The organism is Vibrio sp. Y42_MX_L11 (assembly GCF_024181785.1).
Taxonomy (GTDB): domain Bacteria; phylum Pseudomonadota; class Gammaproteobacteria; order Enterobacterales; family Vibrionaceae; genus Vibrio; species Vibrio diabolicus.
The window spans coordinates 32,902-58,591 of sequence record NZ_JAMZAP010000023.1 but is presented as its reverse complement, the minus strand read 5'-3'; the positions used below and the strand labels follow the sequence as shown (position 1 = coordinate 58,591).

Sequence of the window (25,690 nt, the reverse complement as noted above, 5' to 3'; positions counted from 1 at the left end):
CAACACTTGTTGCGGTGATATTTGCACGTATCTATACCGCTTGCGCCGTGAGTTGTTTCAGTAAGCGATCCATCGCTCGATACCCAAGCGCCTCGGCTAAGTGCGCTCGTTCAATCTGCTCCGCCCCATCAAGATCTGCTATCGTTCGTGCTACTTTGATAATGCGATGATACGCGCGAATCGAAAGCCCCAAACGATGCAAAGCGGTTTCAAGAAACTCCGCATCACTTTTGTGTAAGGGGCAAAACGCCTCAATTTCTCGACTGCCTAACAGTGCATTTACCTTACCGCTGCGGTTCAACATATTGGTACGCGCATGATTCACACGTTCTTTAACGATAGCGGTCGGCTCACCGCGATCACCACCTTCTGCTAATGTCCCTTTGGGCAAAGCTGGGATTTCTAAAGACATATCAAAGCGATCTAACAGTGGTCCAGATAATCGACCAAGGTAACGCAAAATAGCTTGTGGATTGGTGCGAGCTTGATTGCCTTCGTAATACCCTGTCGGACTTGGGTTCAGTGCACCAACTAATTGGAAGCGAGCCGGAAAACGTGTTTTACCTTGCGCCCGAGAGATAATGATCTCACCAGATTCGAGCGGTTCGCGTAACGAGTCCAGCACCTTTCGGTCAAATTCGGGCATTTCGTCGAGAAACAACAAGCCGTTGTGGGCTAAAGAGATCTCCCCGGGTCTGGGTACCGAGCCACCGCCAACTAATGCCGCCATTGAACTTGAATGATGCGGCGAACGAAACGGACGCGACTTCCAATTGTGCTCATTAATTTCACTCTGCGTCAGCGACGCCACCGAAGCGGTTTCCATTGCTTCTTCGTCACTCATTTCCGGTAATAAGTCACACAAACGCGAAGCCAACATGGTTTTTCCAGTACCTGGCGGGCCAAGGAAAAGTAAGTTGTGGTTTCCAGCGGCAGCTATCTCCAATGCGCGCTTACCTTGTTGTTGGCCAATAATATCTTGTAAGTCTCGACCATGTTTTTCGACTATTTTGCGCTTAGGCGTTTGAAAAAGATTCAGTCGATGTTGGCCACAAAGCTCAGCACATACTTCCAGTAGAGATTGAGCCGATTTATGTTGTTCTTTCCCCACTAGAGCCGCTTGATCGCCATTCACATGTGGGACCACTAAATGACGCTGAATCTTACTGGCTTCCAACGCAGCAGGCAGCACACCTTTTACAGGTCTTAGACCACCAGATAACGCTAACTCTCCAACAAATTCGTAGTTTTTAAGCTTATCTGTCGCGATTTGCTCCGAAGCGGCCAAAATCCCTAATGCGATAGGAAGATCAAAACGCCCTCCCTCTTTGGGCAAATCTGCTGGAGCTAAATTAACGGTGATCCGCTTAGCTGGAAACTGAAAATTAGAATTAATGATCGCGCTACGAACGCGATCTTTGGACTCTTTTACCGTCGTCTCTGGCAGCCCTACCAAGGTAAACCCGGGCATACCATTGCTAATATGAACTTCTACACTAACCGATGGCGCTTGCACCCCGACGCTTGCTCGACTATGAATGATTGCCAGCCCCATACGTTCCTCAATTTATTGAACACTCTGTAAACAAATGTTTTATCTAGTTGGTTATGTTATATACCGCGTCCCAATTGAGAGTTAATGTGAAAAAAGAATGACTTTTTGCTTGTCATGCAGCGGAATTGTGTGATACCACTAATGACACAAACAATTTCGTAGAACATTACACAACATTTTTTAACGAAAAAAGAACGACAGACAGATGAACCTTTTCGCTCATATCAACGCACTGCTAGCCCTGATTATCGTGGTCATTATTGGCACCGCGCGGGGTATTGTGGGCGAAAGGTAACCACAAATTACAAAAAACCCCCGCACTGAAAAGTCCGGGGGTTTTTTTACAACTACAAGTTGTCATCTGTCTAACCCTCGGACAGTTTAACGGGAAGAATGGGAGTGCACATGAAGTGCAATAAATATGGCAATCGCTACGAGCCACAACGTAGCAAAGGAGGTTTACGATGACTGGTGCACAACTTGTCGTAGCCGCTTTAAGACAGCAAGGCATCGAAACCGTTTTTGGCTACCCTGGCGGGGCCATCATGCCAATCTACGATGCTTTGTATGACGGAGGGGTGGAGCACATCCTATGCCGTCATGAGCAAGGGGCCGCCATGGCCGCCATCGGTATGGCTCGTTCCACACAAGACGTTGCCGTATGCATGGCAACTTCCGGCCCAGGGGCCACTAACCTTGTTACCGGCCTTGCCGACGCTTTCCTTGACTCCGTACCTCTAGTTGCCATCACAGGCCAGGTTGCTAGCTCTCATATCGGTACCGATGCATTCCAAGAAATGGATGTGATCGGAATGTCCCTAGCCTGTACCAAGCACAGCTATCTCGTGACCGAAATTGAAGACCTAGCGCCCACGCTAGCCGAAGCCTTTGAAGTGGCCAAAACGGGTCGTCCTGGCCCTGTGATTGTTGATATCGCCAAAGACGTTCAACTGGCTCAAACCCCAACAGATCTACTGCCTCCATACGTTGCACCTGCAATCGAAGATGTCAGCGCTGAAGACATTAAGCGCGCACAAGATGTACTGGCAGCCTCAACTCGCCCAGTGTTGTATGTTGGTGGTGGCGTGCAACTCGCGAAAGCAACCGATGCAGTACGCGAATTCCTTCGCTTAAACCCAATGCCAGCAGTTAGCACACTAAAAGGCCTCGGTACCATTGAACGCCATGACCCTCACTATCTTGGTATGTTGGGCATGCACGGCACCAAAGCCGCTAACCTAGTGGTTCAAGAAGCCGATCTATTGATCGTGGTTGGCGCACGCTTTGATGACCGTGTGACGGGTAAGCTCGACACGTTTGCACCAAATGCGAAAGTGATTCACATCGACATTGATGCCGCAGAAATTCATAAACTGCGCCACGCCAACGCACCATTGCGTGGCGACATCAACACCATTCTTCCTCAGCTAGAGCTGACTCAAGATATCTCACCGTGGGTACATCACAGTGAAAGTCTGCGCAGCGGCTTTAAGTGGCGTTACGACCATCCGGGCGAGTTAATCTACGCACCGCTATTGCTTAAACAACTGTCAGACATGATGCCAGACAGCTCAATTGTCTCGACTGATGTCGGTCAGCACCAGATGTGGGCAGCGCAACATATCCAGCCACGCGAACCACAAAATTTCATCACTTCTGCTGGCCTTGGCACCATGGGCTTTGGCTTGCCAGCAGCGATGGGTGCAGCAGTCGCACGTCCTGATGATCAGTCTATCCTTATTACAGGTGACGGTTCATTTATGATGAACGTGCAGGAATTGGGCACGCTGAAGCGTCGTCAGATTCCAGTGAAGATTGTCCTTCTTAATAACCAACGTCTTGGCATGGTTCGCCAATGGCAGTCGCTGTTTTTCGACGGTCGCCACAGTGAAACCATTCTTGATGACAACCCAGACTTCGTGATGCTTGCCAAAGCGTTCGATATCCCGGGCAAAACCATCACCAAGAAAGAAGAAGTCGAACCTGCTCTCAAAGAGATGCTAGCGAGTGAAACTTCTTACATGCTTCACGTTTTGATTGATGAAGAAGAAAACGTGTGGCCATTGGTGCCACCTGGCGCATCAAACAGTGATATGTTGGAAAATACATAGGAGACAATCGCATGGACAGATATTTACTCGACATCAAAGCCGATGATAAACCGGTACTGTTGGAGCGCGTTCTACGTGTGATTCGTCACCGAGGCTTCGTGATCAAACAAGTCGCTGCTACGCAAAACCATGAAAGTAAAGTAGCCAGCGTCGAGATCATTGTCGACAGCGATCGACCAATCTCGTTTTTGATCAATCAAATAGAGAAGTTGTGGGACGTTCGTAAGGTTGAGGTGCTAAAAATCCGCAACGATGAACTGCCAAATCACAACTTACAACAACACGTAAGTGCATAAGGAAGGCAACAAATGGCAACGAAAACTGCAGATTTCATTTGGTTTAATGGTGAGATGGTTCCATGGGCAGAGGCGAACGTGCACGTTCTAACTCACGCAATGCATTATGGTACATCCGTGTTTGAAGGCGTGCGCTGTTATAACACACCAAAAGGCCCAATTGTCTTCCGTCACCGTGAGCATGCACAACGTTTAAAAGATTCCGCCAAGATTTACCGTTTCCCGATCCCTTTTTCTGTAGAAGAAATCATGGAAGCGACCCGCGAAACACTGCGCCAAAACAAACTCGATAGCGCCTACATTCGCCCATTAGGTTTTGTCGGTAATGTCGGTTTGGGCGTGTGTCCACCAGTTGGCACTGAAATGGATCTAATCATTGCGGCATTCCCTTGGGGCTCTTACTTAGGCGAAGAAGCGCTAGAAAAAGGCGTGGATGCGATGATCTCAAGCTGGAACCGCGCGGCACCAAACACCATCCCGACAGCAGCCAAGGCCGGCGGTAACTACCTATCTTCACTACTGGTTGGTGGTGAAGCGCGTCGTCACGGTTACGACGAAGGTATCGCACTGAGCGTTGATGGTTACCTGTCAGAAGGGGCTGGCGAAAACATCTTCGTTATCAAAGATGGCGTGATCACCACACCACCAGCAACCAGCGCGATTCTGCCGGGCATTACTCGTGATTCGATCATGACTATTGCACGCGATAAAGGTTATGAAGTGCGTGAAGCCAATATTGCACGTGAAGCGCTTTACCTTGCCGATGAAGTCTTCATGACAGGTACTGCAGCTGAAATTGTGCCAGTGGCAACCATCGACAAAATTGAAGTGGGCACAGGTAAACGCGGCCCAATCACTAAAGAACTACAAGCAGCCTACTTTGGCCTATTTGACGGCACCACGGAAGATAAGTGGGGCTGGTTAGACTATGTGTACCCAGAACAGAAGTAAGAAGGATTTAAGAAATGCCAAAATATAGATCAGCAACCACAACACATGGTCGTAACATGGCGGGTGCACGAGCACTATGGCGTGCAACGGGTGTGAAAGAAGAAGACTTCGGTAAACCAATCATTGCCGTCGTAAACTCGTTTACTCAATTTGTTCCGGGTCACGTACACCTAAAAGACATGGGTCAGCTTGTCGCACGTGAAATCGAAAAAGCCGGCGGCATCGCAAAAGAATTCAACACCATCGCGGTTGATGATGGTATTGCAATGGGTCACGGCGGCATGCTGTACTCACTGCCTTCACGCGAACTAATCGCAGACTCAGTAGAATACATGGTCAACGCGCATTGTGCTGATGCCATGGTATGTATCTCTAACTGTGACAAAATCACTCCGGGAATGTTGATGGCATCCATGCGTCTCAACATCCCAGTTATCTTTGTTTCTGGTGGCCCGATGGAAGCGGGTAAAACCAAGCTTTCTGATCAGATCATCAAACTAGACCTTGTTGATGCAATGATCCAAGGCGCGGATCCAAAAGTATCTGATGAGCAAAGCGAGCAGATCGAACGCAGCGCGTGTCCAACCTGTGGATCGTGTTCAGGCATGTTCACGGCAAACTCGATGAACTGTCTAACGGAAGCGCTGGGTCTTTCTCAGCCGGGCAACGGTTCTATGCTGGCGACTCACGCTGATCGTGAACAACTATTCCTTAACGCGGGCCGACGCATTGTTGAACTGACTCGCCGTTACTACGAGCAAGATGACGAATCCGCGTTGCCACGCAACATCGCAACTTATGATGCCTTCGAAAATGCAATGGCACTGGATATTGCCATGGGTGGTTCAACCAACACCATTTTGCACCTGTTAGCTGCAGCGCAAGAAGGTGAAGTGGATTTCGATATGGAAGATATCGATCGCCTATCACGTCAAGTACCACACCTATGTAAAGTGGCACCATCTACCCAGAAATATCACATGGAAGACGTACACCGCGCAGGTGGCGTAATGGCGATTCTTGGTGAATTGGATCGTGCTGGTCTACTGCACAATGATGCTCGCACCGTACTGGGTCTTTCAATGAAAGAGCAGTTGGCAAAATACGACATCATCCAAACGGAAGACGAAGAAGTACTTAAGTTCTACCGTGCCGGTCCAGCTGGTATTCGTACCACCCAAGCGTTCTCGCAAGATTGTCGTTGGGATCGCCTTGATGACGACCGTGCAGAAGGTTGTATTCGCGCGAAAGACAACGCCTTCAGCCAAGAAGGTGGCCTGGCCGTTCTATCAGGCAACATCGCATTAGATGGTTGTATCGTTAAGACTGCTGGTGTGGATGAGAGCATTCATAAATTCACTGGCCCAGCCGTGGTATTTGAAAGCCAAGAAGACGCCGTAGAAGGCATCTTGGGTGGCAAAGTAAAAGCAGGCGACGTGGTTGTTATCCGTTACGAAGGCCCTAAAGGTGGTCCGGGCATGCAAGAAATGCTTTACCCAACCACTTACCTAAAATCGATGGGCCTTGGTAAAGAGTGTGCGTTATTAACAGATGGCCGCTTCTCTGGAGGTACATCAGGACTCTCTATCGGCCATGCTTCTCCTGAAGCCGCTAACGGCGGTGCTATTGGACTGGTGAAACCGGGCGATATGATCGCGATTGATATTCCGAACCGTTCAATTTCACTCGAAGTGTCTGAACAAGAACTTGCAGAGCGCCGTGCAAAACAAGACGAACTTGGCTGGAAACCTGTTGATCGTCAAAGAGAAGTTTCCTTTGCACTTAAAGCGTACGCGAGCATGGCCACCAGTGCTGACAAGGGTGCAGTACGAGACAAGTCGAAGCTAGAGGGCTAGCAATGATGGAATCTCAACCCGAAAAGAAAGTAAATCAAACTGGCGCAGACTATCTGCGCCAAATCCTCCGCGCTCCGGTGTATGAAGTCGCAACAGTAACACCACTGCAAGAAATGCCTCGTTTATCTGCACGTATTGGTAACAATGTGCAAATCAAGCGCGAAGATCGCCAACCTGTGCACTCATTTAAATTACGCGGTGCGTACAACATGGTGGCAAGCCTAACTGAAGCACAGAAAGCCGCGGGGGTGATTGCAGCATCGGCAGGTAACCACGCTCAAGGCATGGCGCTGTCTGGCACTAAGCTAGGCATCAAAACCACCATCGTGATGCCAAAGACCACGCCGGATATCAAAGTCGACGCCGTACGCAGCTTTGGTGGCAATGTGGTGCTGCACGGCAGCAACTTTGATGAAGCAAAAGCAGAAGCCGAACGTTTGTCAGAGCAATATGGCTATACTTTTGTTCCACCCTTTGATCACCCACTGGTCATCGCAGGTCAAGGCACCATCGGTATGGAAATGCTGCAGCAAAATGGTCACCTTGATTACATCTTTGTTCCTGTCGGTGGCGGCGGTTTGGCCGCTGGTGTTGCGGTACTTGTGAAGCAACTCATGCCAGAAATCAAAGTGATTGCGGTCGAGCCAGAAGATTCTTCATGCCTCAAAGCGGCATTGGATGCAGGTGAACCAGTAGTATTAGACCAGGTCAGCATGTTTGCCGATGGCGTCGCTGTAAAACGCATTGGTGAAGAGACGTTTCGTCTGTGCCAAAAGTACATTGATGGCCACATTGCGGTCTCTAGTGATGAAATCTGCGCAGCTGTGAAAGACATCTTTGAAGATACTCGCGCCATTGCTGAGCCTTCGGGGGCGCTTGCTCTGGCGGGGCTGAAGAAATTTGCTGAACAGAACAAGCTGAAAGACAAAAACCTAGGCACGGTACTGTCTGGCGCAAACACCAACTTCCACGGGTTACGCTACGTGTCAGAACGTTGCGAGTTAGGTGAAAAACGTGAAGGTTTATTGGCAGTGACGATCCCTGAACGCCAAGGAGCGTTCTTTGAGTTCTGTAACTTGATTGGCGGCCGTGCAGTTACGGAGTTTAACTATCGTTATAACGATGACGAACTCGCTAATATCTTTGTCGGTGTCCGTCTGCAAGGCGGTCAAGAAGAGTTGGAAAACATCATTCACGATCTACGTGAAGGTGGCTATCCGGTGGTTGACCTTTCTGACGATGAAATGGCGAAGCTACACGTTCGCTACATGATCGGCGGGAAGCCATCGAAGCAACTCAAAGAGCGACTCTACAGCTTTGAATTTCCAGAGTACCCAGGTGCCTTGCTGAAATTCTTAAGCACTCTTGGTACCCATTGGAATATTAGCTTGTTCAACTACCGTAACCACGGCGCAGACTACGGACGCGTTTTATGTGGTTTCGAGTTAGATGAAGGAGATTTAGCTCAGTTTTCGGCACATTTGCGCGAACTTGGCTATCAATGCAAAGACGAAACAGACAACCCGTCTTACAAGTTCTTCCTGTCATAAAACGCCACGCTCCAAACATATCAAATAAAACACCTCGCTATTGCGAGGTGTTTTTTTATGACTGTAACCAATCTTGATGTAGTTGATTAGGCGATCCTAGGTAATCCACCATCCATTGGATCAATTTATGATTATCATCTTTGCGCCAGACCAAGCAACAATGACTGAGCGGCTTATCATCTGGCATCACCTTCTCCACCAGCACACCATCATTGATCAGTGGCGTTGCAATATGACGTGGCATATAACCCACGCCAACTCCATTTTTCAAACATTCAATTGCACTGTACCAGTTGGGTAGTAACAATCGGCGTTGTTGAGGGTAATGGCCAGTATGGCGCTTTGGCAGCACGTTCGAAGTATCATCAAGGCAGATCGCCGGAAATTGACTCACAAACTCTTCAGTAAGCACTTGTTGGCGAACACAGGGATGAGCGGGAGACATTACAAATGCCCAATCCAATACGCCCATATCTTTGACTTCAAAATCTCCACCAACGGGAACCGCAGATGTCGCGCCAACGACAATATCAGCACGACCTTGTGCTATGGCTTCCCAAGAACCATTGAAGACTTCCATATTGATCTGCAATTCAGCAAATTCAAACTCGCGATAAAAGTCTTCCACCAAAGGTTTGAGTTTTTCTAACTTCACCACGTTATCTAAGGTCAGCTTTAACGTGCTCTTCCATCCCTGAGCTGCTCGGCGTGTTTGTGCTTTCACCTCTTCCATTTGACGCAGCAAAGAGCGAGCCTCAGCCATAAAAAGCTCACCTGCTGGAGTTAACTCCACTTTCCTCGGTAAGCGTCGAAACAGCACCACATCTAAATCTTGCTCGACCTGCCTTACTCCATAACTGATGGCTGAAGGGACTTTATGCAGCACCTCAGCCGCAGCGGTGAAACTGCCTAAACGGGCAACCGTATCCAGCATTTCCAGAGACGCTTTAGAGAACATTATTTGACCTTTCAAAAAATTTGATTGATAACCAACAATTTTAGCGTTTTATTTTATCAAAATCGAAAAATAGAATAATAAGGTAAATAAATCAGGGTTGGCGCCAACTGATGTTGATTAAAAAATGATTAAATAATTTGACTGGTTGAATCATGAAAATATCAAAACTACAGCTCATTTATCTGGCAGCATTATCGATGCTTGGCTTCGTTGCTACCGATATGTATCTGCCAGCATTCAAAGCGATGGAAATCGACTTTGCAACAGGCCCTGAGCAAATAGCGCTCTCTTTAACGGTATTCCTAGTTGGTATGGCGGTTGGCCAGCTAATGTGGGGATTGGCATCCGATAAATTTGGCCACCGCAATACACTCGCGGCCGGGTTAGTGCTGTTTACTATCGCGTCATTCGGTTTGGCTTTCTGTGACCAAGTATGGCAACTACTGACACTGCGCTTTATCCAAGCTATCGGTGTATGTGCACCAGCCGTGATCTGGCAAGCCATGGTCATTAAACGCTACTCAAGCAGCAGTCAGCAAATTTTCGCAACGATCATGCCGTTAGTCGCGCTATCACCAGCGCTAGCACCTCAATTAGGGGTAGTATTGGCAGATAACTTCGGCTGGCACAGTATCTTTATTACGCTAACACTAGTTGGTGTCTTCTTGGTCTTTGCGACAATGGCCCAAAAAGACGAGAAAGCAGAAATCAAACAAACCAGTATTTCTGCCGACATCAAAGCGCTGCTGAGTTCTAAAAAATACCTTGGCAACGTATTTATGTTTGCGACGGCTTCGGCTGCATTCTTTGCTTACCTAACTGGTATGCCAGAAATCATGGCGCAACTAGGCTATGAAGCAAAAGATATTGGTTTGAGCTTTATCCCACAAACTATCGCGTTTATGGCTGGTGGTTACTTGGGTAAAGTCGGCGTTCGTAAATTTGGTGATGAAAAAGTTCTACGTCAATTGATTGGACTATTTAGTGTCGCGGCAATAATGATATTCATTGCCTCACAATGGGAACTGTCTTCTATCTGGCCAATTCTAGCGCCTTTCTGTTTAATTGCGGTAGCCAATGGTGCGCTATACCCAATCGTAGTAAACCGCGCGTTGGCAAGTGCTAAGCAAAGCCCTGCAACAGCTGCAGGCCTGCAAAACAGCTTACAAATTACTGTGAGCAGTCTATCAAGCGCATTAGTTGCTGCAATGGCAAGCCAAGCTCAAATGGTAACGGGCGTTGCAATCATCATCTGTATGGGTGGTCTTTGGATGGGTTACATCTTATCTAACCGTGAATTGTCTCAGCACTTCACGACTCCAGACAATGCTCGTGTAGTGAGTGAAGACGAACTTTAATTGTTCATATAATAAAAAAGAGCCGCGTAATGCGGCTCTTTTTGTTTATAAGCTTTTCAACCCCCACTTCTTGGCAGTCAGCTTGAAAAAGCCTTGGGTCTTTTTCAGCTCAACCCAATGGTTGATGTAATTAATCCATACTTGATCGTCTTGCGGCAACAGCATCGCAATTGGTGTCGGTTTACGCGGAGCGGTCACTGGTACTATCGCCAGTTGTTTAAACTTGTCCACCAACGTCGCTGCTTCCACATTGGACGTCACCGATACATCGGCCCTGCGAGCTAGTAATTCTTGGAAGTCGCGCGCTGGCGCTTCAATCACAATGTGTTGAGCCAGCGGGAAAAACTCTTTCACCATTTTTTCTTGCACCGTTCCTAGTGTCGCCGCGACTTTCACATCAGGCGTATTAAAATCTGCCCAATCAGAGAATTTGGCGAGATCTTTCTTTTGCACAACAGGTACAAAGGCAAGGTAGAAATACGGTTGGCTGTATCCAGCGACTTTCGCGCGCGACATATTCAGGGACGCGCTGCCAGTAATATCGTATTTGTTGGCGGTAATGCCATTAACTAGCGTCTTCCAATCCGTGGGAACATACTCCACTTTTACACCGAGATCTTTGGCAAGCTCTGTTGTTACGTCGATATCGAAGCCACGATAACTGTTTGTCGCGGGGTCTTTCATCGTCATCGGATTCCAATCTCCCGTCGTTCCAACTCGGAGTACGCCATTGTTTAAAATGGATTGAAGACGGCTTTCAGCGTGAGCGACTTGAGTCGAAGCAAGCAAACACATTCCTAGCGCTAGTAAAATCTTTTTCATTTTTATTCCCTTAAAAATAATGACCTTATACGGTTTAATGATTAACCTTTATTAAAGCTCTATTGATAACATAGCAGCAACAATGGAAGTTTTTTAGTTAATTCAGGGAGTAAATGTGACCTTTCGAACTCTATGGCTGATTTCGCTGCTGTTGCTCACAGGTTGCTCAGATTATCAATGGGGCTGGTATGTGCTCGATCCCTCTACGGAGCAAGGACTCACCAATCTGAAGTTTTTAATCGCCGGATTTAGTGACACCATCCAAGTATCACTCCTCAGTATGTTATTTGCCATGACCTTAGGTTTAATCATCGCCCTACCGGCTCTGTCGAACTCTCCCTACTTGAAGTGGATCAACCGAATTTATGTCGAGGTAGTCCGCTCAGTGCCTGTTTTAGTCTTACTACTTTGGGTGTATTACGGCATGCCAACGCTATTGGATGTCTCACTCAATCACTTTTGGGCGGGTGTTATTGCACTGACCATTGCTGAGAGTGCGTTTATGGCGGAGGTGTTTCGCGGCGGAATCCAAGCCATCAGTCGTGGCCAGCATGAAGCGGCTGAATCTTTGGGCTTAAGCTATTGGCAAAAGATGCGCTTGGTAATTCTTCCTCAAGCGTTTCGGCAAATTCTCCCACCATTGGGCAATCAATTTGTCTACATCCTCAAGATGAGCTCTTTAGTCAGTGTGATTGGTTTAAGCGATCTCACTCGCCGTGCCAATGAGCTGGTGGTGAATGAGTACTTACCCCTAGAGATTTATACCTTCCTCGTTTTGGAGTACTTGTTGCTCATTCTATTCGTATCCCAAGCCGTTCGTTGGCTCGAAAAACGCATCGCCATTCCCAGTTACTAACGATGAAGCCTTTAGCTAGAAACAACAAAGCCGCTCTTGTTGAGCGGCTTTGACAATATATCTACAGAGTGTAGGTACTGCTTATTTCTGTTTTACAGGGCGTTGCCAGCCATTAATTTTGCGCTCTTTGACGCGAGTAATCACTAACTCGCCTTCTTCAACATCTTTTGTCAGCGTCGTGCCTGCACCGATGGTTGCGCCATCAGCGATAGTGACGGGAGCCACCAGCTGGCTATCAGAACCAACAAATACATCATTACCGATGATGGTTTTAAACTTGTTCGCACCATCGTAGTTACAAGTAATCGTACCGGCACCGATGTTCGTACGTTGACCGATTTCAGCATCACCAAGGTAAGTTAGATGGTTCGCTTTTGAGCCTTCTCCGATACGCGCATTTTTCACTTCTACGAAGTTACCCACATGGGAATCGTTACGCATCTCAGCACCAGGACGAAGGCGAGTAAATGGACCAACGGTACATTCTTCACCAACCGTTGCACCTTCAATCACACTGTAAGGGCGAATGATGGTGTTGTCGTCGATTTCGCAATCTTTCAGTACACAACCCGCACCTATAACCACGTTATCACCGAGTGATACTTTACCTTCAATGATAACATTCACGTCAATTTCACAGTCCATACCGCACTGCAACTCACCACGCAAATCAAAGCGTGCTGGATCGCGTAGCATCACACCTTGCTCTAGTAGCTTCTGAGCTTGCATTGATTGGAAAGCACGCTCTAAACGAGCAAGCTGTGCGCGGTCGTTGACCCCTTCCACCTCAATGGCATTGACTGGGTGTACAGCTTCAACGGCGCGACCTTCATCGTGTGCGGCTGCAATAACGTCAGTTAGGTAGTACTCGCCTTGCGCGTTGTTATTGTTTAAGCCAGACAACCAACGCTTGAGATCCCCACCAGTAGCAACCATCACGCCCGTGTTGATCTCTTTAATTTGTTTTTGTTCTTCCGTTGCGTCTTTTTGCTCAACGATCGCAACAACAGGACCATTTTTACGAATAATACGACCATAACCTGTTGGGTTATCAAGCATCACTGTAAGCAGTGCAATACCACCAGTTGGTTGAGCATCCAACAAGTTCTCGATGGTTTCAGCTGAGATTAATGGCACATCACCATAAAGCACGAGGATTTTCTCATCGTCTTCGAAGCGAGGAGATGCTTGGTCAACTGCATGGCCAGTTCCCAACTGATCCGCTTGCAGCACCCAGTTTACTGGCTCTTCAGCAAGAGTGGTTTGCATTTGATCACCACCGTGACCAAATACTAAGTGAATATTTTGTGCACCAAGACCAGTACATGTATCAATCACATGTTTTGCCATTGGCTTCCCTGCCAAAGTGTGTAGCACTTTAGGCATGTTCGAATGCATACGGGTACCTTTACCCGCAGCAAGAATCACAGCACTGAATTTCATTGATAACCTATTGACGTTTTATGTTAATTGGCCGTTATTTTAAACAGCTCTTTTAAAATAGTTAATGGAGTAAGGTAAATTTCCAACTAAAATTAATCAAAAAGGCGACCATTTGGCCGCCTTTTGTCATGCAACGTTGCTAATTGAGCTTAGCGACGCTTTTTTGTCAGCTCGATAACTCGTAGCTGAGCAATGGCTTTAGCCAGTTCACTGGCCGCTTGTGCGAAGTCCATGTCACCATGCTGATTCTGGATTTGCTCCTCAGCGCGGCGCTTGGCTTCTTCTGCCTTCGCTGCGTCTAGCTCTTCACCACGGATAGCGGTATCAGCCAGTACAGTCGCTGTACCAGGCTGAATCTCTACCATACCACCAGAAACATAAATGATTTCTTCGTGGCCGTGCTGTTTCACAATACGCACCATACCAGGCTTGATAGCGGTCAGCAGCGGTGTGTGACCATGGAAAATACCAAGTTCACCTTCGCTACCGGTCACCTGAAACGTTTCAACACGACCAGAGAAGATTTTCTTCTCAGCGCTTACTACGTCTAGGTGAAAGGTTATTGCTGCCATATCGCCTCCTAGTTAGCCTTATAGCTTCTTCGCATTCTCAATAGCATCGTCGATGCTACCGCAGTACATGAATGCCTGCTCAGGAATGTCGTCGTATTCACCAGCTAGTAGACCTTTAAAGCCACGTAGAGTCTCTTTTAGAGGTACGTAAATACCAGGGTCACCTGTAAATACTTCTGCTACGTGGTAAGGCTGAGTTAGGAAACGCTCAATCTTACGTGCACGAGATACAACTTGCTTATCTTCTTCAGATAGCTCGTCCATACCTAGGATAGCAATGATGTCTTTCAGCTCTTTGTAGCGCTGAAGTGTCTGCTGAACGCCACGAGCAACTTCGTAGTGATCTTGACCAACTACTAGTGGATCAAGCATACGAGATGTTGAATCTAGTGGGTCGATCGCAGGGTATAGACCCATAGCAGCGATGTTACGGTTAAGTACAACCGTTGCATCCAAGTGCGCGAACGTGGTTGCTGGAGACGGGTCAGTCAAGTCATCCGCAGGTACGTATACCGCCTGTACAGACGTGATAGAACCTGATTTCGTTGACGTGATACGCTCCTGAAGTACACCCATCTCTTCTGCAAGAGTTGGCTGGTAACCTACCGCAGAAGGCATACGACCTAGCAGTGCCGATACCTCTGTACCTGCAAGTGTGTAACGGTAGATGTTATCAATAAACAGTAGTACGTCACGACCTTCGTCACGGAAACGTTCTGCCATTGTTAGACCAGTCAGTGCAACACGTAGACGGTTACCTGGTGGCTCGTTCATCTGACCGTAAACCATCGCTACTTTCGATTCTTCAGGCTTCTCAACGTTTACAACGCCCGCTTCCTGCATCTCGTAGTAGAAATCGTTACCTTCACGAGTACGCTCACCAACACCCGCAAATACGGATAGACCTGAGTGCTGTAGTGCGATGTTGTTGATAAGTTCCATCATGTTAACGGTCTTACCTACACCTGCACCACCGAATAGACCGATTTTACCACCCTTAGCGAATGGACAAATTAGGTCGATTACTTTAACGCCCGTTTCTAGAAGTGCGATCTCGTTTGATTGTTCTTCGTAGCTTGGTGCGCTGCGGTGGATAGAGTAAACCTCTTCCGCGCCCACTTCACCACGCTCATCAATCGCGTCACCTAGGACGTTCATGATACGACCTAGAGTTTTAGTACCGACTGGTACTGAAATTGGAGCGCCAGTGTTAACCACTTCAACTCCACGACGTAAACCATCAGAGCTACCCATTACGATACAACGAACTACGCCACCGCCTAGCTGTTGTTGAACTTCAAGAACTAGACGCTCTTTTGAGTCCGTTACGTTTAGAGCGTCATATACACTAGGTACATTGCTCTGTGGGAACTCTACGTCGACTACCGCACCGATGATCTGTACGATCTTACCTGTAGCCATCGTTAATCCTCTAAACTATTTCGTTTTACCTAAGCTTAAACCGCAGCTGCACCACCAACGATTTCCGATAGTTCTTGTGTGATCGCAGCCTGACGGGCTTTGTTGTACACAAGTTCCAAATCGTCAATCAAGTTGGTTGCGTTATCCGTTGCAGCCTTCATCGCAATCATTCGAGCCGCTTGTTCACAAGCAAGGTTCTCAACCACACCTTGGTATACCTGAGACTCTACGTAACGCACTAGTAGCGTATCCAGTAGAGGTTTTGGCTCAGGCTCATAGATGTAGTCCCATGAGTGCTCACGCTGCATCTCTTCGCTGTCCGATTTAGGCAAAGGTAGCAATTGATCGATCGTTGGTTGCTGAACCATAGTATTCACAAACTTGTTGAATACTACGTATAGACGGTCCAGTTCACCTTCATCGTATTTCTTCAGCATTACGCCAACAGAACCGATTAGGTCTTCTAAGCTTGGGTTATCACCCAGGCCAGAAACCTGTGCCGCAACTTTTGCGCCACCATGTTTAAAGAAAGCTGTTGCTTTTGAGCCAACAACGGCAAGCTCAATCTCAGCACCTTTCTCTCTCCATGCTTGCATGTCTGTAACGGCTTTTTTGAACACGTTAATGTTCAAACCACCACACAGACCACGGTCTGTCGAAACGATGATGTAACCAACACGTTTAGCTTCACGCTCTTCTAGGTACGGATGACGGTACTCTAGGTTTGCGTTAGCCACATGACCGATCACTTTACGCATTGTTTCAGCGTATGGACGAGAAGCTTCCATTGCATCTTGAGAACGACGCATTTTTGAAGCTGCTACCATTTCCATCGCTTTCGTAATTTTCTGCGTGCTTTTAACACTACCGATTTTATTACGTATCTCTTTTGCGCCGGCCATCGTTACTCTCCGTTAGTTGGTGGCAGAAACTGCCACCGACCTAATTACCAAGTTTGGGTTGCTTTGAAGTCGTCAGTCAGTTTCTTCAACTGAGCTTCGATTTCATCGTTGTAAGCGCCAGACTTGTCGATCTCAGCTGCTAGTTCAGCGTATTGACCGCGAGCGTACGATAGTAGAGCCGCCTCGAAATCTAGAACTTTGTTAAGTTCTACATCATCAAGGTAACCGCGCTCTGCCGCGAAGATAGTTAGAGCTTGGTCAAATACAGACATTGGAGCGTACTGCTTCTGCTTCATTAGTTCTGTTACTTTTTGACCATGGTCTAGCTGTTTCTTCGTTGCTTCATCAAGGTCAGAAGAGAACTGAGCAAATGCAGCTAGTTCGCGGTACGCAGCTAGTGCTGTACGGATACCACCTGATAGTTTCTTGATGATTTTCGTCTGAGCTGAACCACCTACACGAGATACTGAGATACCTGGGTCAACAGCTGGACGAACACCGGCGTTGAATAGCTCAGTTTGTAGGAAGATCTGACCATCGGTAATCGAGATTACGTTAGTCGGTACGAATGCTGAAACGTCACCTGCTTGAGTTTCGATGATAGGAAGAGCAGTCAATGAACCAGTCTTACCTTTCACTTCACCGTTAGTGAAACGTTCTACGTACTCTTCGTTTACACGAGCTGCACGCTCTAGTAGACGCGAGTGTAAGTAGAATACGTCACCTGGGAATGCCTCACGGCCTGGTGGACGTTTAAGTAGTAGAGAGATCTGACGGTAAGCTACCGCTTGCTTAGATAGGTCATCGTAAACAATCAGTGCGTCTTCACCGCGATCGCGGAAGTATTCACCCATCGCACAACCTGCGTATGGCGCTAGGTATTGCAGCGCTGCAGATTCAGAAGCTGATGCAACTACAACGATCGTGTTTTGTAGTGCGCCGTGCTCTTCTAGTTTGCGAACTACGTTAGCGATAGTCGATGCTTTCTGACCAATTGCTACGTAGATAGAGAAAATACCAGAGTCTTTCTGGTTGATGATCGCGTCGATCGCCAGTGCTGTTTTACCAATCTGACGGTCACCGATAATAAGCTCACGCTGACCACGACCGATTGGGATCATTGAGTCAACTGACTTATAACCAGTTTGCACAGGTTGGTCTACCGATTTACGGTCGATTACACCTGGTGCGATCACTTCTACAGGCGAAGTCATTTTCGCTTCGATTGGACCTTTACCATCGATAGGCTCACCCAGCGTGTTTACTACGCGGCCTAGTAATTCTGGACCAACTGGCACTTCAAGAATGCGGCCAGTACCTGTAACTTTCATGCCTTCCTTAAGGTCAGCATATGGGCCCATTACAACCGCACCAACCGAGTCACGCTCAAGGTTAAGTGCCAGTGCATAACGGCCACCCGGTAATTCAATCATTTCACCTTGCATCACGTCCGCTAGGCCGTGGATGCGGATGATACCATCGCTTACCGATACGATAGTACCCTCGTTGCGAGCTTCACTAACAACTTCGAAAGATTCGATGCGTTGTTTGATTAGATCGCTAATTTCCGTGGAATTAAGTTGCATGCTCCAATCCCCATTAAGACTGCAATGCATCGCTCAGGCGGTTCAAACGACCACGCGCTGAGTCATCGATGACTAGGTCTCCGGCTCGAATAATAACCCCACCAAGTAGGGTCTCATCTACACTGCAATTCAGCTTCACTTTGCGTTCAAGACGCTTTTCAAGTTTGCTGCCAATGTTTGCAAGTTGCTCATCAGAAAGTTCTGTTGCTGAAATGACTTCAACATCGATTTCTTTCTCATGCTCTTTCTTCAGAGTGTAAAACTCTGTGCAAACATCAGGAAGGGCCGCTAAACGACCATTCTCAGCCATCACCTTCAAAAGGTTTTGACCGTGCGTATCAACTTGTTCGCCGCAAACTGCAACAAAAATCTCTGCCATTTTATCAGCAGAAACCGAACCGGTTAGAAGTTCGTTCATTTGTTCGTTTTTGGCCACTTCAGCAGCAAAAGATAACATTTGGCCCCATTGGTCCAACTGGTCTTTCTCTAAAGCAAAGTCGAAGGCTGCTTTAGCATAGGGGCGTGCGATAGTAGTCAAATCAGACATATGCGCCCCCAGACTTAAAGTTTTGCAGTAATGTTGTCGAGAATATCTTTTTGCGCATCTTTATCGATAGAACGCTCAAGGATTTTCTCAGCACCAGCTACAGCCAGAGTAGCAACTTGTTTGCGCAGGTCATCGCGCGCACGATTGCGTTCAGCTTCAAGTTCTGCTTCTGCTTGCGCTAGGATTTTCTGGCGTTCTGCCTGAGCTTCCTCGCGAGCTTCATCAAGAATTTGAGACTTGCGCTTGTTCGCTTGTTCGATGATCTCAGTTGCTGTGCGCTTCGCTTCTTTCAATTGATCAGAAGCGTTGGCTTGTGCTAGATCCAAGTCTTTCGCAGCACGTTCTGCTGCTTGAAGGCCATCAGCAATTTTCTTCTGACGCTCTTCGATCGCTTTCATCAATGGTGGCCATACATACTTCATGCAGAACCACACAAATAGTGCAAACGAGATTGCTTGACCTAGCAGAGTTGCGTTTATGTTCACAACAGCTACCCCTCTATTTGGACTTAGTGTTAATCAGTGACAAGCGCTAATCGCTCGTCCCGAGTTAAAGGTGATTAACCTAGTTGACCAACGAATGGGTTTGCGAAAGTGAATAGTAGCGCGATTACGATACCGATCATTGGAACCGCATCAAGTAGACCCGCGATGATGAACATCTTAACTTGTAGCATAGGAGCCATTTCTGGTTGACGTGCAGCACCTTCTAGGAATTTACCACCTAGCAGTGCGAAACCAATCGCTGTACCAAGAGAAGCAAGACCGACGATAATACCTACGGCGATTGCAGAAAAGCTCAGTAAAGTTTCCATTACTATCTCCAATTTATAGTTGTTGGCTTAGTGCCCAAATAAAAAGCTTTAAAAAAATTAATGATCAGGATCTTCGTGTGCCATTGACAGGTAAACAATTGTCAACATCATGAATACGAAGGCTTGAATCGTAATAACCAAGATATGGAAGATTGCCCACGGTAGTGAACCCATCCATTGTAAGTACCATGGTAGCATTGCCGCACAAAGAATGAATACAACCTCACCCGCGAACATGTTACCGAATAGACGCATACCAAGTGATAGAGGTTTCGCCAGTAGCGATACCACTTCAATCAGTAGGTTAAACGGAATCATAAGTGGGTGATTGAATGGATGTAGTGCAAGTTCTTTTGCGAATCCACCTAGACCTTTCACTTTGATGCTGTAGTAGATCATCAATGCAAAAACGCCTAGAGCCATAGCCATGGTGATATTCACATCAGCAGACGGTACAACCTTAAGGTAAGGGATACCTAGCCAATGTTCTGCTGGGTACGGTAAGAAGTCGATAGGAACTAAGTCCATCACGTTCATCAAAAATACCCAACAAAAGATAGTCAGTGCTAAAGGCGCGATCAGTGGGTTGCGTCCATGGAACGTGTCTTTGACGTTATCGGCGACAAATTCAACGATCATTTCTACAGCACACTGAAGCTTACCCGGTACACCCGCTGTTGTTCTCTTCGCTACTTTGTAAAAAATTCCGAGGAAGATTAAACCAGTAAACCAAGAAAAAAACAGGCTATCGATATGTACGTTCCAGAAACTTGTCTCCGACCCTACTAAACCCAACTTATACAGCGATAGGTTAGAAAGGTGGTGGGCAATGTAACCGGACGATGTTAGCGCTTCACCTGGCGCAGCCATAACTCATCCTATTTTTTGTTGTTAATGAATAGCACTGGTGCACAGATATTAATACCTAGTACCAGCAAATAGGTTAGTTTGAGGGGAACAAGTTCCACCTGCATATACATGTAGGCAACATAGAACAGTGCAACCGTGATGAGAATTTTCAGTACTTCACCCGTATAGAAGGAAGCCGCGATGCGCTTGGCAGCGCGAGCCCCACTAAACATGAAAGCACACAGCGCGAATACTGCATTGGCAACAACAAAAATGCCTCCGCCAATCAGCGCTGAAAATCCCCAGTCAGGATTTATGGCTACCGCCATTCCTGCTGCCACAAAAATAACCGCGCCAGACTGGATCATTAACAATTGCCTTGCGAGCTCTCGTCCTGGTCTAGCTAACGCAGCTACCATGTATTCGTACCTCTAGTAATATCCACTTCGCACTAAACTCTCTGTGCTGGGAAATTGGCGAAAATTATACGTTCAGTTCAACGTAAAGCAATTCGATTGCATCAAAAACTTACAGTTTTGTTTACAAAACGACAACTTTCGCACAAAATTCGATTAATTAGATTAATTGACCTAAATCAATTATCTCATCTAGGCCTCAAGCTTGGCAATTAGTTGGTCCAATTTGTGAGGCTCATCAATACTTATCGTCAATTTCGCTTTTCCGTTTGCAGAACGGGTCAGAGAAACTTTTGCATCAAGCAGCTGACTCAATTTATGCGACATTTGCTCAGCTTCGGTATCTTCTTGTTGCCCTTTTTGCTCATTTTGTGGGGCTAAGCACTTTTTTACTAACTGTTCGGTTTGGCGAACAGTCATTTGCTTTTTCGCGACTTGTTGAGCAACCTCAACCTGCTGTTCACCCTGTAAGGCCAATAGCGCTCGCGCATGACCCATTTCTAGCAATTTATCCGCAACCAAGCTTTTCACATCGGACTCAAGCTGGTTTAAACGTAACAAGTTACTGACCGTCGTTCTCGACTTACCAATCACTTCTGCGACTTGTTGATGCGTAAGCGTAAATTCGTCTTGTAAGCGCTCAAGCGCTTGTGCTTCTTCAATCACATTCAAGTCTTCACGTTGAATGTTCTCAATCAACGCCATGGCAATCGCCGCGCGATCTTCGACTTTCTTCACCAAACACGGCACACGTTTTAAACCAGCCTGCCTTGCCGCACGCCAGCGGCGCTCACCAGCGATGATCTCAAACTGGCCGCTTTCAACCTGGCGAACCACGATTGGCTGAATAATGCCTTGTGACTGAATCGAAGCCGCTAATTCTTCTAGCGCTTCAGGCGCCATATCTTTACGCGGTTGGTATACGCCCGGTTGCAATTGACCAATCGCTAAGTCGGTTAACTCACCGTCTGCCGATAATTCTTGGCTATGCGATGCAATATGCTGTTTTTCACGAGCAAACGAACTGGTCGACAATAACGCATCCAGTCCTTTTCCGAGACCACGCTTAGACATGGGATTGAATTCCTTAGGTTAGAGTTAAACTGGGATTTCTTCGCGGCGGAGCATTTCGCCCGCTAGAGCAAGATACGCTTTGGCCCCTGCAGAGTACTTATCGTAGTACATCGCTGGTTTACCGTGACTTGGCGCTTCGGCCAAACGCACATTACGCGGAATGACGGTACGGTAAACTTTATTGCCAAAGTGTTTTTTAAGTTGATCGGACACTTCATTCGATAGGCGGTTGCGCGGGTCGTACATAGTACGCAGTAAACCTTCGATTTTGAGGTTTTCATTAACCACAGCCGCTAACTTGCTGATTGTGTCCATAAGAGCAGTTAAACCTTCTAACGCAAAGTATTCACATTGCATCGGCACCAGCACAGAATCAGCTGCCGCCATCGCATTGATTGTAAGAAGGTTTAGAGAAGGAGGACAATCAATAAAGATGAAATCATAGTTATCGCGAACTGACGACAATGCATTTTTTAAACGCACTTCGCGAGCGAACACTTCCATCAATTTGATCTCTGCCGCGGTTACGTCACCGTTCGCCGCGATCAAATCATACTTCCCTGTGGTTTGGGTACATACGACTTGATCGAACGGTGTATCTTCGACCAAAAGATCGTATGCGGTGGCATCGACCATATACTTATCCACGCCACTGGCCATCGTAGCATTGCCTTGCGGGTCGAGATCGATCACCAAAACCTTGCGCTTTGTTGCCGCCATCGAAGCCGCTAAGTTAATGCACGTTGTTGTTTTGCCGACCCCACCTTTCTGGTTGGCGATTGCTACAATTTTACCCACGATTACCTCGCTAATTTTCCTTGCGCGATAAGATTACTAGATGACGATCACCTTCCAACTCAGGAACAGCTAAAGATATGATCTCTGTCACACTGCACCATTCAGGAAGCTGATCCATTTCATCTTTAGGGTGCTGTCCTTTCAGCGCTAGAAACACCCCATGCTCTTGTTTCGGCAAATGGTGGCACCATTCCACCATGTCTGTCATTGAAGCAAAAGCTCGACTCAAAACGCCATCAAATTTTTCTTCAGGTTGGAATTCTTCGACGCGACTTTGAATTGGTGTCACGTTTTTCAGCCCTAATGTGTGCACGACTTGCTTGATAAAACGGATGCGTTTGCCAAGACTGTCGAGCAAGAAGAAGGTCTTCTCAGGGTTCATGATTGCCAAAGGTATGCCCGGTAAACCCGGACCAGTACCAACATCAATGAAGCGCTCACCGGGCAGGTGTGTGCTCACCACGATGCTATCAAGAATATGTTTCACTAACATATCAAGCGGATCGCGCACCGACGTTAAGTTGTACGCTTTGTTCCACTTGTCGAGCAGTTCGACGTAACCGACCAATTGCTCTCTTTGTTGCTCTGACACTTCTAAATCGGTTTTCGCGATCAGTGAATCCAGCTTTGTTCGCAATGCGCTCATTATTCTTCCTCACCTTTCTTCAGCAAACCATGCTTTTTCAAGTGAACAAGAAGAATAGAAATTGCAGCAGGCGTAATACCAGAAATGCGCGATGCAATACCGATGCTCTCTGGTTTGGCTTCACTCAGTTTAGCAACGACTTCGTTTGATAAACCTTTTACATCGCGGTAATCCAAATCTGCGGGTAGCTTGGTATTTTCGTGACGCAATGATTTTTCGATCTCTTCCTGCTGACGCTTGATGTAACCATCGTATTTTACTTGAATTTCAACTTGCTCAGCCGCTTGCTGATCTTCAAGTGCAGGAGCAAACGCTTCAAGTTGCGTCAGTTGCGAATAAGTGATCTCAGGACGACGCAGAAGATCCTCACCACTCGCTTCACGTGCCATTGGTGTTTTCAGCAGCTTGTTCAGCTCATCCACGCCTTCTGACTTCGGATTCATCCACGTTGATTTCAAACGTTGACGTTCCGTTTCCATGTTATTGAGTTTCTCGTTAAAGCGAGCCCAACGAACATCGTCAATCAAGCCTAACTCGCGTGCTTTTTCCGTTAAACGTAAATCGGCGTTATCTTCACGTAGCAACAAGCGATATTCCGCACGAGAAGTGAACATGCGGTACGGTTCTTTGGTACCCATGGTCGATAAATCATCAATCAATACGCCCATGTAAGCTTGGTCACGACGTGGGCTCCAGCCTTCTTTGTCTTGGCTGTACAAGCTTGCGTTTAGACCGGCCATCAAGCCTTGCGCTGCGGCTTCTTCGTAACCAGTCGTACCATTAATCTGACCAGCAAAGAACAGACCATGAATAAACTTGGTTTCGTACGTTTGCTTCAAATCACGTGGATCGAAGAAATCGTACTCAATCGCATAACCAGGACGAACGATATGCGCATTTTCAAAGCCTTTCATTGAGCGAACGATTTGTACTTGCACATCAAATGGCAAGCTAGTCGAGATACCGTTAGGGTATAGCTCGTGCGTCGTTAAACCTTCTGGCTCAATGAAGATTTGGTGGCTATTTTTATCCGCAAAACGCATCACTTTGTCTTCAATCGACGGGCAGTAACGCGGACCAATGCCTTCAATCACACCCGCGTACATCGGACTGCGATCCAAGTTGCTACGGATCACGTCGTGCGTTTGCTCATTGGTGTGCGTAATAAAACATGGGATCTGACGCGGGTGTTGTTCGCGTTTACCCATGAATGAAAATACAGGGGTAGGGTTATCACCGTGCTGAGCTTCAAGTACTGAAAAATCAACAGTGCGAGCATCAATGCGCGGTGGGGTACCCGTTTTTAAACGATCCACACGGAATGGCAGCTCACGTAATCGATCCGCTAATGCGATCGACGGTGGATCCCCTGCACGTCCGCCTGAAGAGCTCTCCATGCCAATGTGGATCTTACCACCAAGGAACGTACCTACCGTTAGTACGACGGCTTTCGCATGGAAGCGAAGTCCCATTTGAGTCACCACGCCAACCGCGCGGTCTTGCTCAACAATCAGATCATCCACTGACTGCTGGAACAGCGTTAAGTTAGGTGCATTTTCTAATGCGTTACGGACGTACGCTTTGTACAGAGCACGATCCGCTTGAGCTCGGGTCGCTCGAACTGCAGGACCTTTGGAGGCATTTAGTGTACGGAATTGAATACCTGCATGGTCGATGGCTTCAGCCATCAAACCGCCCATAGCATCCACTTCTTTTACTAAGTGACCTTTACCAATACCACCAATCGCCGGGTTACAAGACATCTGGCCTAATGTATCGATGTTATGGGTAAGGAGAAGCGTTTTTTGTCCTGTGCGTGCAGATGCGAGCGCGGCTTCCGTTCCTGCGTGTCCGCCACCGACAACAATGACGTCAAAGTTTTCGTGATAAAGCATGAACTGACCTCAGGTATTCAAAGGGATTTAATGGACAGATAAAGGAGCCGTATTTTACCTGCTTTATGCCACAGAGAAAAACGTTTTCTCGTTTTATCCGTTTTAAGCTTCAAGATAAATATATATAAGATCTATATATATGATCTTTTATTAGATCTACTATTAGGATCGACCGTTTCTGTGGATAACCTAAAAATGATCAACAAGATCATGGATCTTCTTTGGATCATATCTTGTGATCATGATTGGATCAGATCGAGGATTACCTGGGATCAAAAGTGGTGGTTATACACAGGGGGTAAAATTGATCAAAGTTGTTATTGGGATAACTAAAGGAAAATCACTGGATCTTATCGTAGTTATCCACAGCTCGTTTGGTTGGTTTTTGAGCAGTTAAACAAAATAATTTGACG

24 protein-coding genes are annotated in these 25,690 nt (G+C 47.0%); 7 read left to right on the top strand and 17 right to left on the bottom strand.

Translation table 11 applies throughout. The features are described from left to right. Nucleotides 1-31 precede the first annotated feature (31 nt). Nucleotides 32-1,555, bottom strand: a complete 1,524-nt coding sequence (locus tag NL643_RS19505; RefSeq protein ID WP_006742918.1) for a YifB family Mg chelatase-like AAA ATPase — start codon at nt 1,553-1,555, stop codon at nt 32-34. Nucleotides 1,556-2,019: 464 nt separating this feature from the next. Here NL643_RS19505 and ilvG point away from each other — a divergent pair, with 464 nt between their 5' ends. From ilvG to ilvA, 5 genes are read left to right on the top strand one after another with little or no spacing between them, the layout of a single operon-like run. Next, on the top strand, nt 2,020-3,666 hold the full coding sequence (ilvG, locus tag NL643_RS19500; RefSeq protein ID WP_005394061.1) for an acetolactate synthase 2 catalytic subunit: 1,647 nt from the start codon (nt 2,020-2,022) through the stop codon (nt 3,664-3,666). 11 nt (nt 3,667-3,677) lie between these two features. Next, on the top strand, nt 3,678-3,962 hold the full coding sequence (ilvM, locus tag NL643_RS19495) for an acetolactate synthase 2 small subunit (protein ID WP_005378958.1): 285 nt from the start codon (nt 3,678-3,680) through the stop codon (nt 3,960-3,962). 12 nt (nt 3,963-3,974) lie between these two features. Continuing rightward, entirely contained in the window at nt 3,975-4,913 is a 939-nt protein-coding gene (gene ilvE / locus NL643_RS19490; RefSeq protein WP_005378953.1) for a branched-chain-amino-acid transaminase, read from the top strand. Nucleotides 4,914-4,927: 14 nt separating this feature from the next. Then, nucleotides 4,928-6,769: a dihydroxy-acid dehydratase gene (ilvD, locus tag NL643_RS19485; protein ID WP_048625601.1), complete on the top strand. Its 1,842-nt coding sequence runs from the start codon at nt 4,928-4,930 to the stop codon at nt 6,767-6,769. 2 nt (nt 6,770-6,771) lie between these two features. Beyond that, complete coding sequence (gene ilvA, locus NL643_RS19480; RefSeq protein ID WP_104971093.1) at nt 6,772-8,319, top strand: threonine ammonia-lyase, biosynthetic; 1,548 nt, start codon at nt 6,772-6,774, stop codon at nt 8,317-8,319. A gap of 55 nt (nt 8,320-8,374) precedes the next feature. Here the strand turns inward: ilvA and punR are convergent, their stop codons facing one another. Next, the gene (gene punR / locus NL643_RS19475; RefSeq protein WP_005394068.1) at nt 8,375-9,277 is read right to left on the bottom strand and encodes a DNA-binding transcriptional activator PunR; all 903 of its coding nucleotides are present in this window, start codon (nt 9,275-9,277) and stop codon (nt 8,375-8,377) included. Nucleotides 9,278-9,429: 152 nt separating this feature from the next. On the opposite strand from punR, the gene punC reads away from it, so the two are divergent. Then, nucleotides 9,430-10,635 (top strand): purine nucleoside transporter PunC, encoded by a 1,206-nt coding sequence (gene punC / locus NL643_RS19470; protein WP_104974661.1) that lies wholly within the window; start codon nt 9,430-9,432, stop codon nt 10,633-10,635. Nucleotides 10,636-10,680: 45 nt separating this feature from the next. On the opposite strand, the gene NL643_RS19465 is transcribed toward punC, so the two are convergent. After that, nucleotides 10,681-11,457 carry a transporter substrate-binding domain-containing protein gene (locus tag NL643_RS19465; protein WP_253645007.1) on the bottom strand — a complete coding sequence of 259 codons (777 nt, stop codon included), beginning with the start codon at nt 11,455-11,457 and terminating at the stop codon, nt 10,681-10,683. 115 nt (nt 11,458-11,572) lie between these two features. Between NL643_RS19465 and NL643_RS19460 the strand changes: the two genes are divergently transcribed. Beyond that, entirely contained in the window at nt 11,573-12,313 is a 741-nt protein-coding gene (locus NL643_RS19460) for an amino acid ABC transporter permease (RefSeq protein WP_031780374.1), read from the top strand. Between the two features lie 81 nt (nt 12,314-12,394). Here NL643_RS19460 and glmU read toward each other — a convergent pair whose 3' ends face one another. The 14 genes from glmU to mnmG all read right to left on the bottom strand — a co-directional run bounded on the left by glmU (nt 12,395) and on the right by mnmG (nt 25,277). Then, entirely contained in the window at nt 12,395-13,756 is a 1,362-nt protein-coding gene (gene glmU, locus NL643_RS19455; protein ID WP_253645006.1) for a bifunctional UDP-N-acetylglucosamine diphosphorylase/glucosamine-1-phosphate N-acetyltransferase GlmU, read from the bottom strand. Between the two features lie 149 nt (nt 13,757-13,905). Next, on the bottom strand, nt 13,906-14,328 hold the full coding sequence (locus tag NL643_RS19450; RefSeq protein ID WP_005378937.1) for a F0F1 ATP synthase subunit epsilon: 423 nt from the start codon (nt 14,326-14,328) through the stop codon (nt 13,906-13,908). Nucleotides 14,329-14,346: 18 nt separating this feature from the next. Then, entirely contained in the window at nt 14,347-15,750 is a 1,404-nt protein-coding gene (atpD, locus tag NL643_RS19445) for a F0F1 ATP synthase subunit beta (RefSeq protein ID WP_005383849.1), read from the bottom strand. Between the two features lie 35 nt (nt 15,751-15,785). After that, complete coding sequence (gene atpG / locus NL643_RS19440; protein ID WP_005394082.1) at nt 15,786-16,652, bottom strand: F0F1 ATP synthase subunit gamma; 867 nt, start codon at nt 16,650-16,652, stop codon at nt 15,786-15,788. 44 nt (nt 16,653-16,696) lie between these two features. Continuing rightward, complete coding sequence (gene atpA, locus NL643_RS19435; protein ID WP_005394084.1) at nt 16,697-18,238, bottom strand: F0F1 ATP synthase subunit alpha; 1,542 nt, start codon at nt 18,236-18,238, stop codon at nt 16,697-16,699. 13 nt (nt 18,239-18,251) lie between these two features. After that, entirely contained in the window at nt 18,252-18,785 is a 534-nt protein-coding gene (atpH, locus tag NL643_RS19430) for a F0F1 ATP synthase subunit delta (RefSeq protein ID WP_005394085.1), read from the bottom strand. Between the two features lie 14 nt (nt 18,786-18,799). Beyond that, a complete protein-coding gene (gene atpF / locus NL643_RS19425; RefSeq protein WP_031780375.1) occupies nt 18,800-19,270 on the bottom strand; it encodes a F0F1 ATP synthase subunit B in 471 nt (156 codons plus the stop codon). Nucleotides 19,271-19,344: 74 nt separating this feature from the next. Next, nucleotides 19,345-19,599 (bottom strand): F0F1 ATP synthase subunit C, encoded by a 255-nt coding sequence (atpE, locus tag NL643_RS19420; RefSeq protein ID WP_002540812.1) that lies wholly within the window; start codon nt 19,597-19,599, stop codon nt 19,345-19,347. Nucleotides 19,600-19,656: 57 nt separating this feature from the next. Continuing rightward, a complete protein-coding gene (gene atpB, locus NL643_RS19415) occupies nt 19,657-20,469 on the bottom strand; it encodes a F0F1 ATP synthase subunit A (protein ID WP_005378922.1) in 813 nt (270 codons plus the stop codon). A gap of 8 nt (nt 20,470-20,477) precedes the next feature. Next, nucleotides 20,478-20,867 carry a F0F1 ATP synthase subunit I gene (locus tag NL643_RS19410; protein WP_005378921.1) on the bottom strand — a complete coding sequence of 130 codons (390 nt, stop codon included), beginning with the start codon at nt 20,865-20,867 and terminating at the stop codon, nt 20,478-20,480. 189 nt (nt 20,868-21,056) lie between these two features. Beyond that, a complete protein-coding gene (locus tag NL643_RS19405; protein ID WP_164667034.1) occupies nt 21,057-21,938 on the bottom strand; it encodes a ParB/RepB/Spo0J family partition protein in 882 nt (293 codons plus the stop codon). Between the two features lie 24 nt (nt 21,939-21,962). Further along, entirely contained in the window at nt 21,963-22,736 is a 774-nt protein-coding gene (locus tag NL643_RS19400) for a ParA family protein (protein WP_005383838.1), read from the bottom strand. A gap of 10 nt (nt 22,737-22,746) precedes the next feature. Next, nucleotides 22,747-23,382 carry a 16S rRNA (guanine(527)-N(7))-methyltransferase RsmG gene (rsmG, locus tag NL643_RS19395; RefSeq protein ID WP_005394093.1) on the bottom strand — a complete coding sequence of 212 codons (636 nt, stop codon included), beginning with the start codon at nt 23,380-23,382 and terminating at the stop codon, nt 22,747-22,749. Then, a complete protein-coding gene (mnmG, locus tag NL643_RS19390; protein WP_047010278.1) occupies nt 23,382-25,277 on the bottom strand; it encodes a tRNA uridine-5-carboxymethylaminomethyl(34) synthesis enzyme MnmG in 1,896 nt (631 codons plus the stop codon). The genes rsmG and mnmG overlap by 1 nt, the downstream gene beginning before the upstream one ends. Between the last annotated feature and the right edge of the window lie 413 nt (nt 25,278-25,690).

What these genes read in the sequence shown, in the direction of transcription:
- NL643_RS19505 (WP_006742918.1), bottom strand. Translation starts at nt 1,555, where the DNA reads ATGGGGCTGGCAATCATTCATAGTCGAGCAAGCGTCGGGGTGCAAGCG.
- ilvG (WP_005394061.1), top strand. Translation starts at nt 2,020, where the DNA reads ATGACTGGTGCACAACTTGTCGTAGCCGCTTTAAGACAGCAAGGCATC.
- ilvM (WP_005378958.1), top strand. Translation starts at nt 3,678, where the DNA reads ATGGACAGATATTTACTCGACATCAAAGCCGATGATAAACCGGTACTG.
- ilvE (WP_005378953.1), top strand. Translation starts at nt 3,975, where the DNA reads ATGGCAACGAAAACTGCAGATTTCATTTGGTTTAATGGTGAGATGGTT.
- ilvD (WP_048625601.1), top strand. Translation starts at nt 4,928, where the DNA reads ATGCCAAAATATAGATCAGCAACCACAACACATGGTCGTAACATGGCG.
- ilvA (WP_104971093.1), top strand. Translation starts at nt 6,772, where the DNA reads ATGATGGAATCTCAACCCGAAAAGAAAGTAAATCAAACTGGCGCAGAC.
- punR (WP_005394068.1), bottom strand. Translation starts at nt 9,277, where the DNA reads ATGTTCTCTAAAGCGTCTCTGGAAATGCTGGATACGGTTGCCCGTTTA.
- punC (WP_104974661.1), top strand. Translation starts at nt 9,430, where the DNA reads ATGAAAATATCAAAACTACAGCTCATTTATCTGGCAGCATTATCGATG.
- NL643_RS19465 (WP_253645007.1), bottom strand. Translation starts at nt 11,457, where the DNA reads ATGAAAAAGATTTTACTAGCGCTAGGAATGTGTTTGCTTGCTTCGACT.
- glmU (WP_253645006.1), bottom strand. Translation starts at nt 13,756, where the DNA reads ATGAAATTCAGTGCTGTGATTCTTGCTGCGGGTAAAGGTACCCGTATG.
- NL643_RS19450 (WP_005378937.1), bottom strand. Translation starts at nt 14,328, where the DNA reads ATGGCAGCAATAACCTTTCACCTAGACGTAGTAAGCGCTGAGAAGAAA.
- atpD (WP_005383849.1), bottom strand. Translation starts at nt 15,750, where the DNA reads ATGGCTACAGGTAAGATCGTACAGATCATCGGTGCGGTAGTCGACGTA.
- atpG (WP_005394082.1), bottom strand. Translation starts at nt 16,652, where the DNA reads ATGGCCGGCGCAAAAGAGATACGTAATAAAATCGGTAGTGTTAAAAGC.
- atpA (WP_005394084.1), bottom strand. Translation starts at nt 18,238, where the DNA reads ATGCAACTTAATTCCACGGAAATTAGCGATCTAATCAAACAACGCATC.
- atpH (WP_005394085.1), bottom strand. Translation starts at nt 18,785, where the DNA reads ATGTCTGATTTGACTACTATCGCACGCCCCTATGCTAAAGCAGCCTTC.
- atpE (WP_002540812.1), bottom strand. Translation starts at nt 19,599, where the DNA reads ATGGAAACTTTACTGAGCTTTTCTGCAATCGCCGTAGGTATTATCGTC.
- atpB (WP_005378922.1), bottom strand. Translation starts at nt 20,469, where the DNA reads ATGGCTGCGCCAGGTGAAGCGCTAACATCGTCCGGTTACATTGCCCAC.
- NL643_RS19410 (WP_005378921.1), bottom strand. Translation starts at nt 20,867, where the DNA reads ATGGTAGCTGCGTTAGCTAGACCAGGACGAGAGCTCGCAAGGCAATTG.
- NL643_RS19405 (WP_164667034.1), bottom strand. Translation starts at nt 21,938, where the DNA reads ATGTCTAAGCGTGGTCTCGGAAAAGGACTGGATGCGTTATTGTCGACC.
- rsmG (WP_005394093.1), bottom strand. Translation starts at nt 23,382, where the DNA reads ATGAGCGCATTGCGAACAAAGCTGGATTCACTGATCGCGAAAACCGAT.
- mnmG (WP_047010278.1), bottom strand. Translation starts at nt 25,277, where the DNA reads ATGCTTTATCACGAAAACTTTGACGTCATTGTTGTCGGTGGCGGACAC.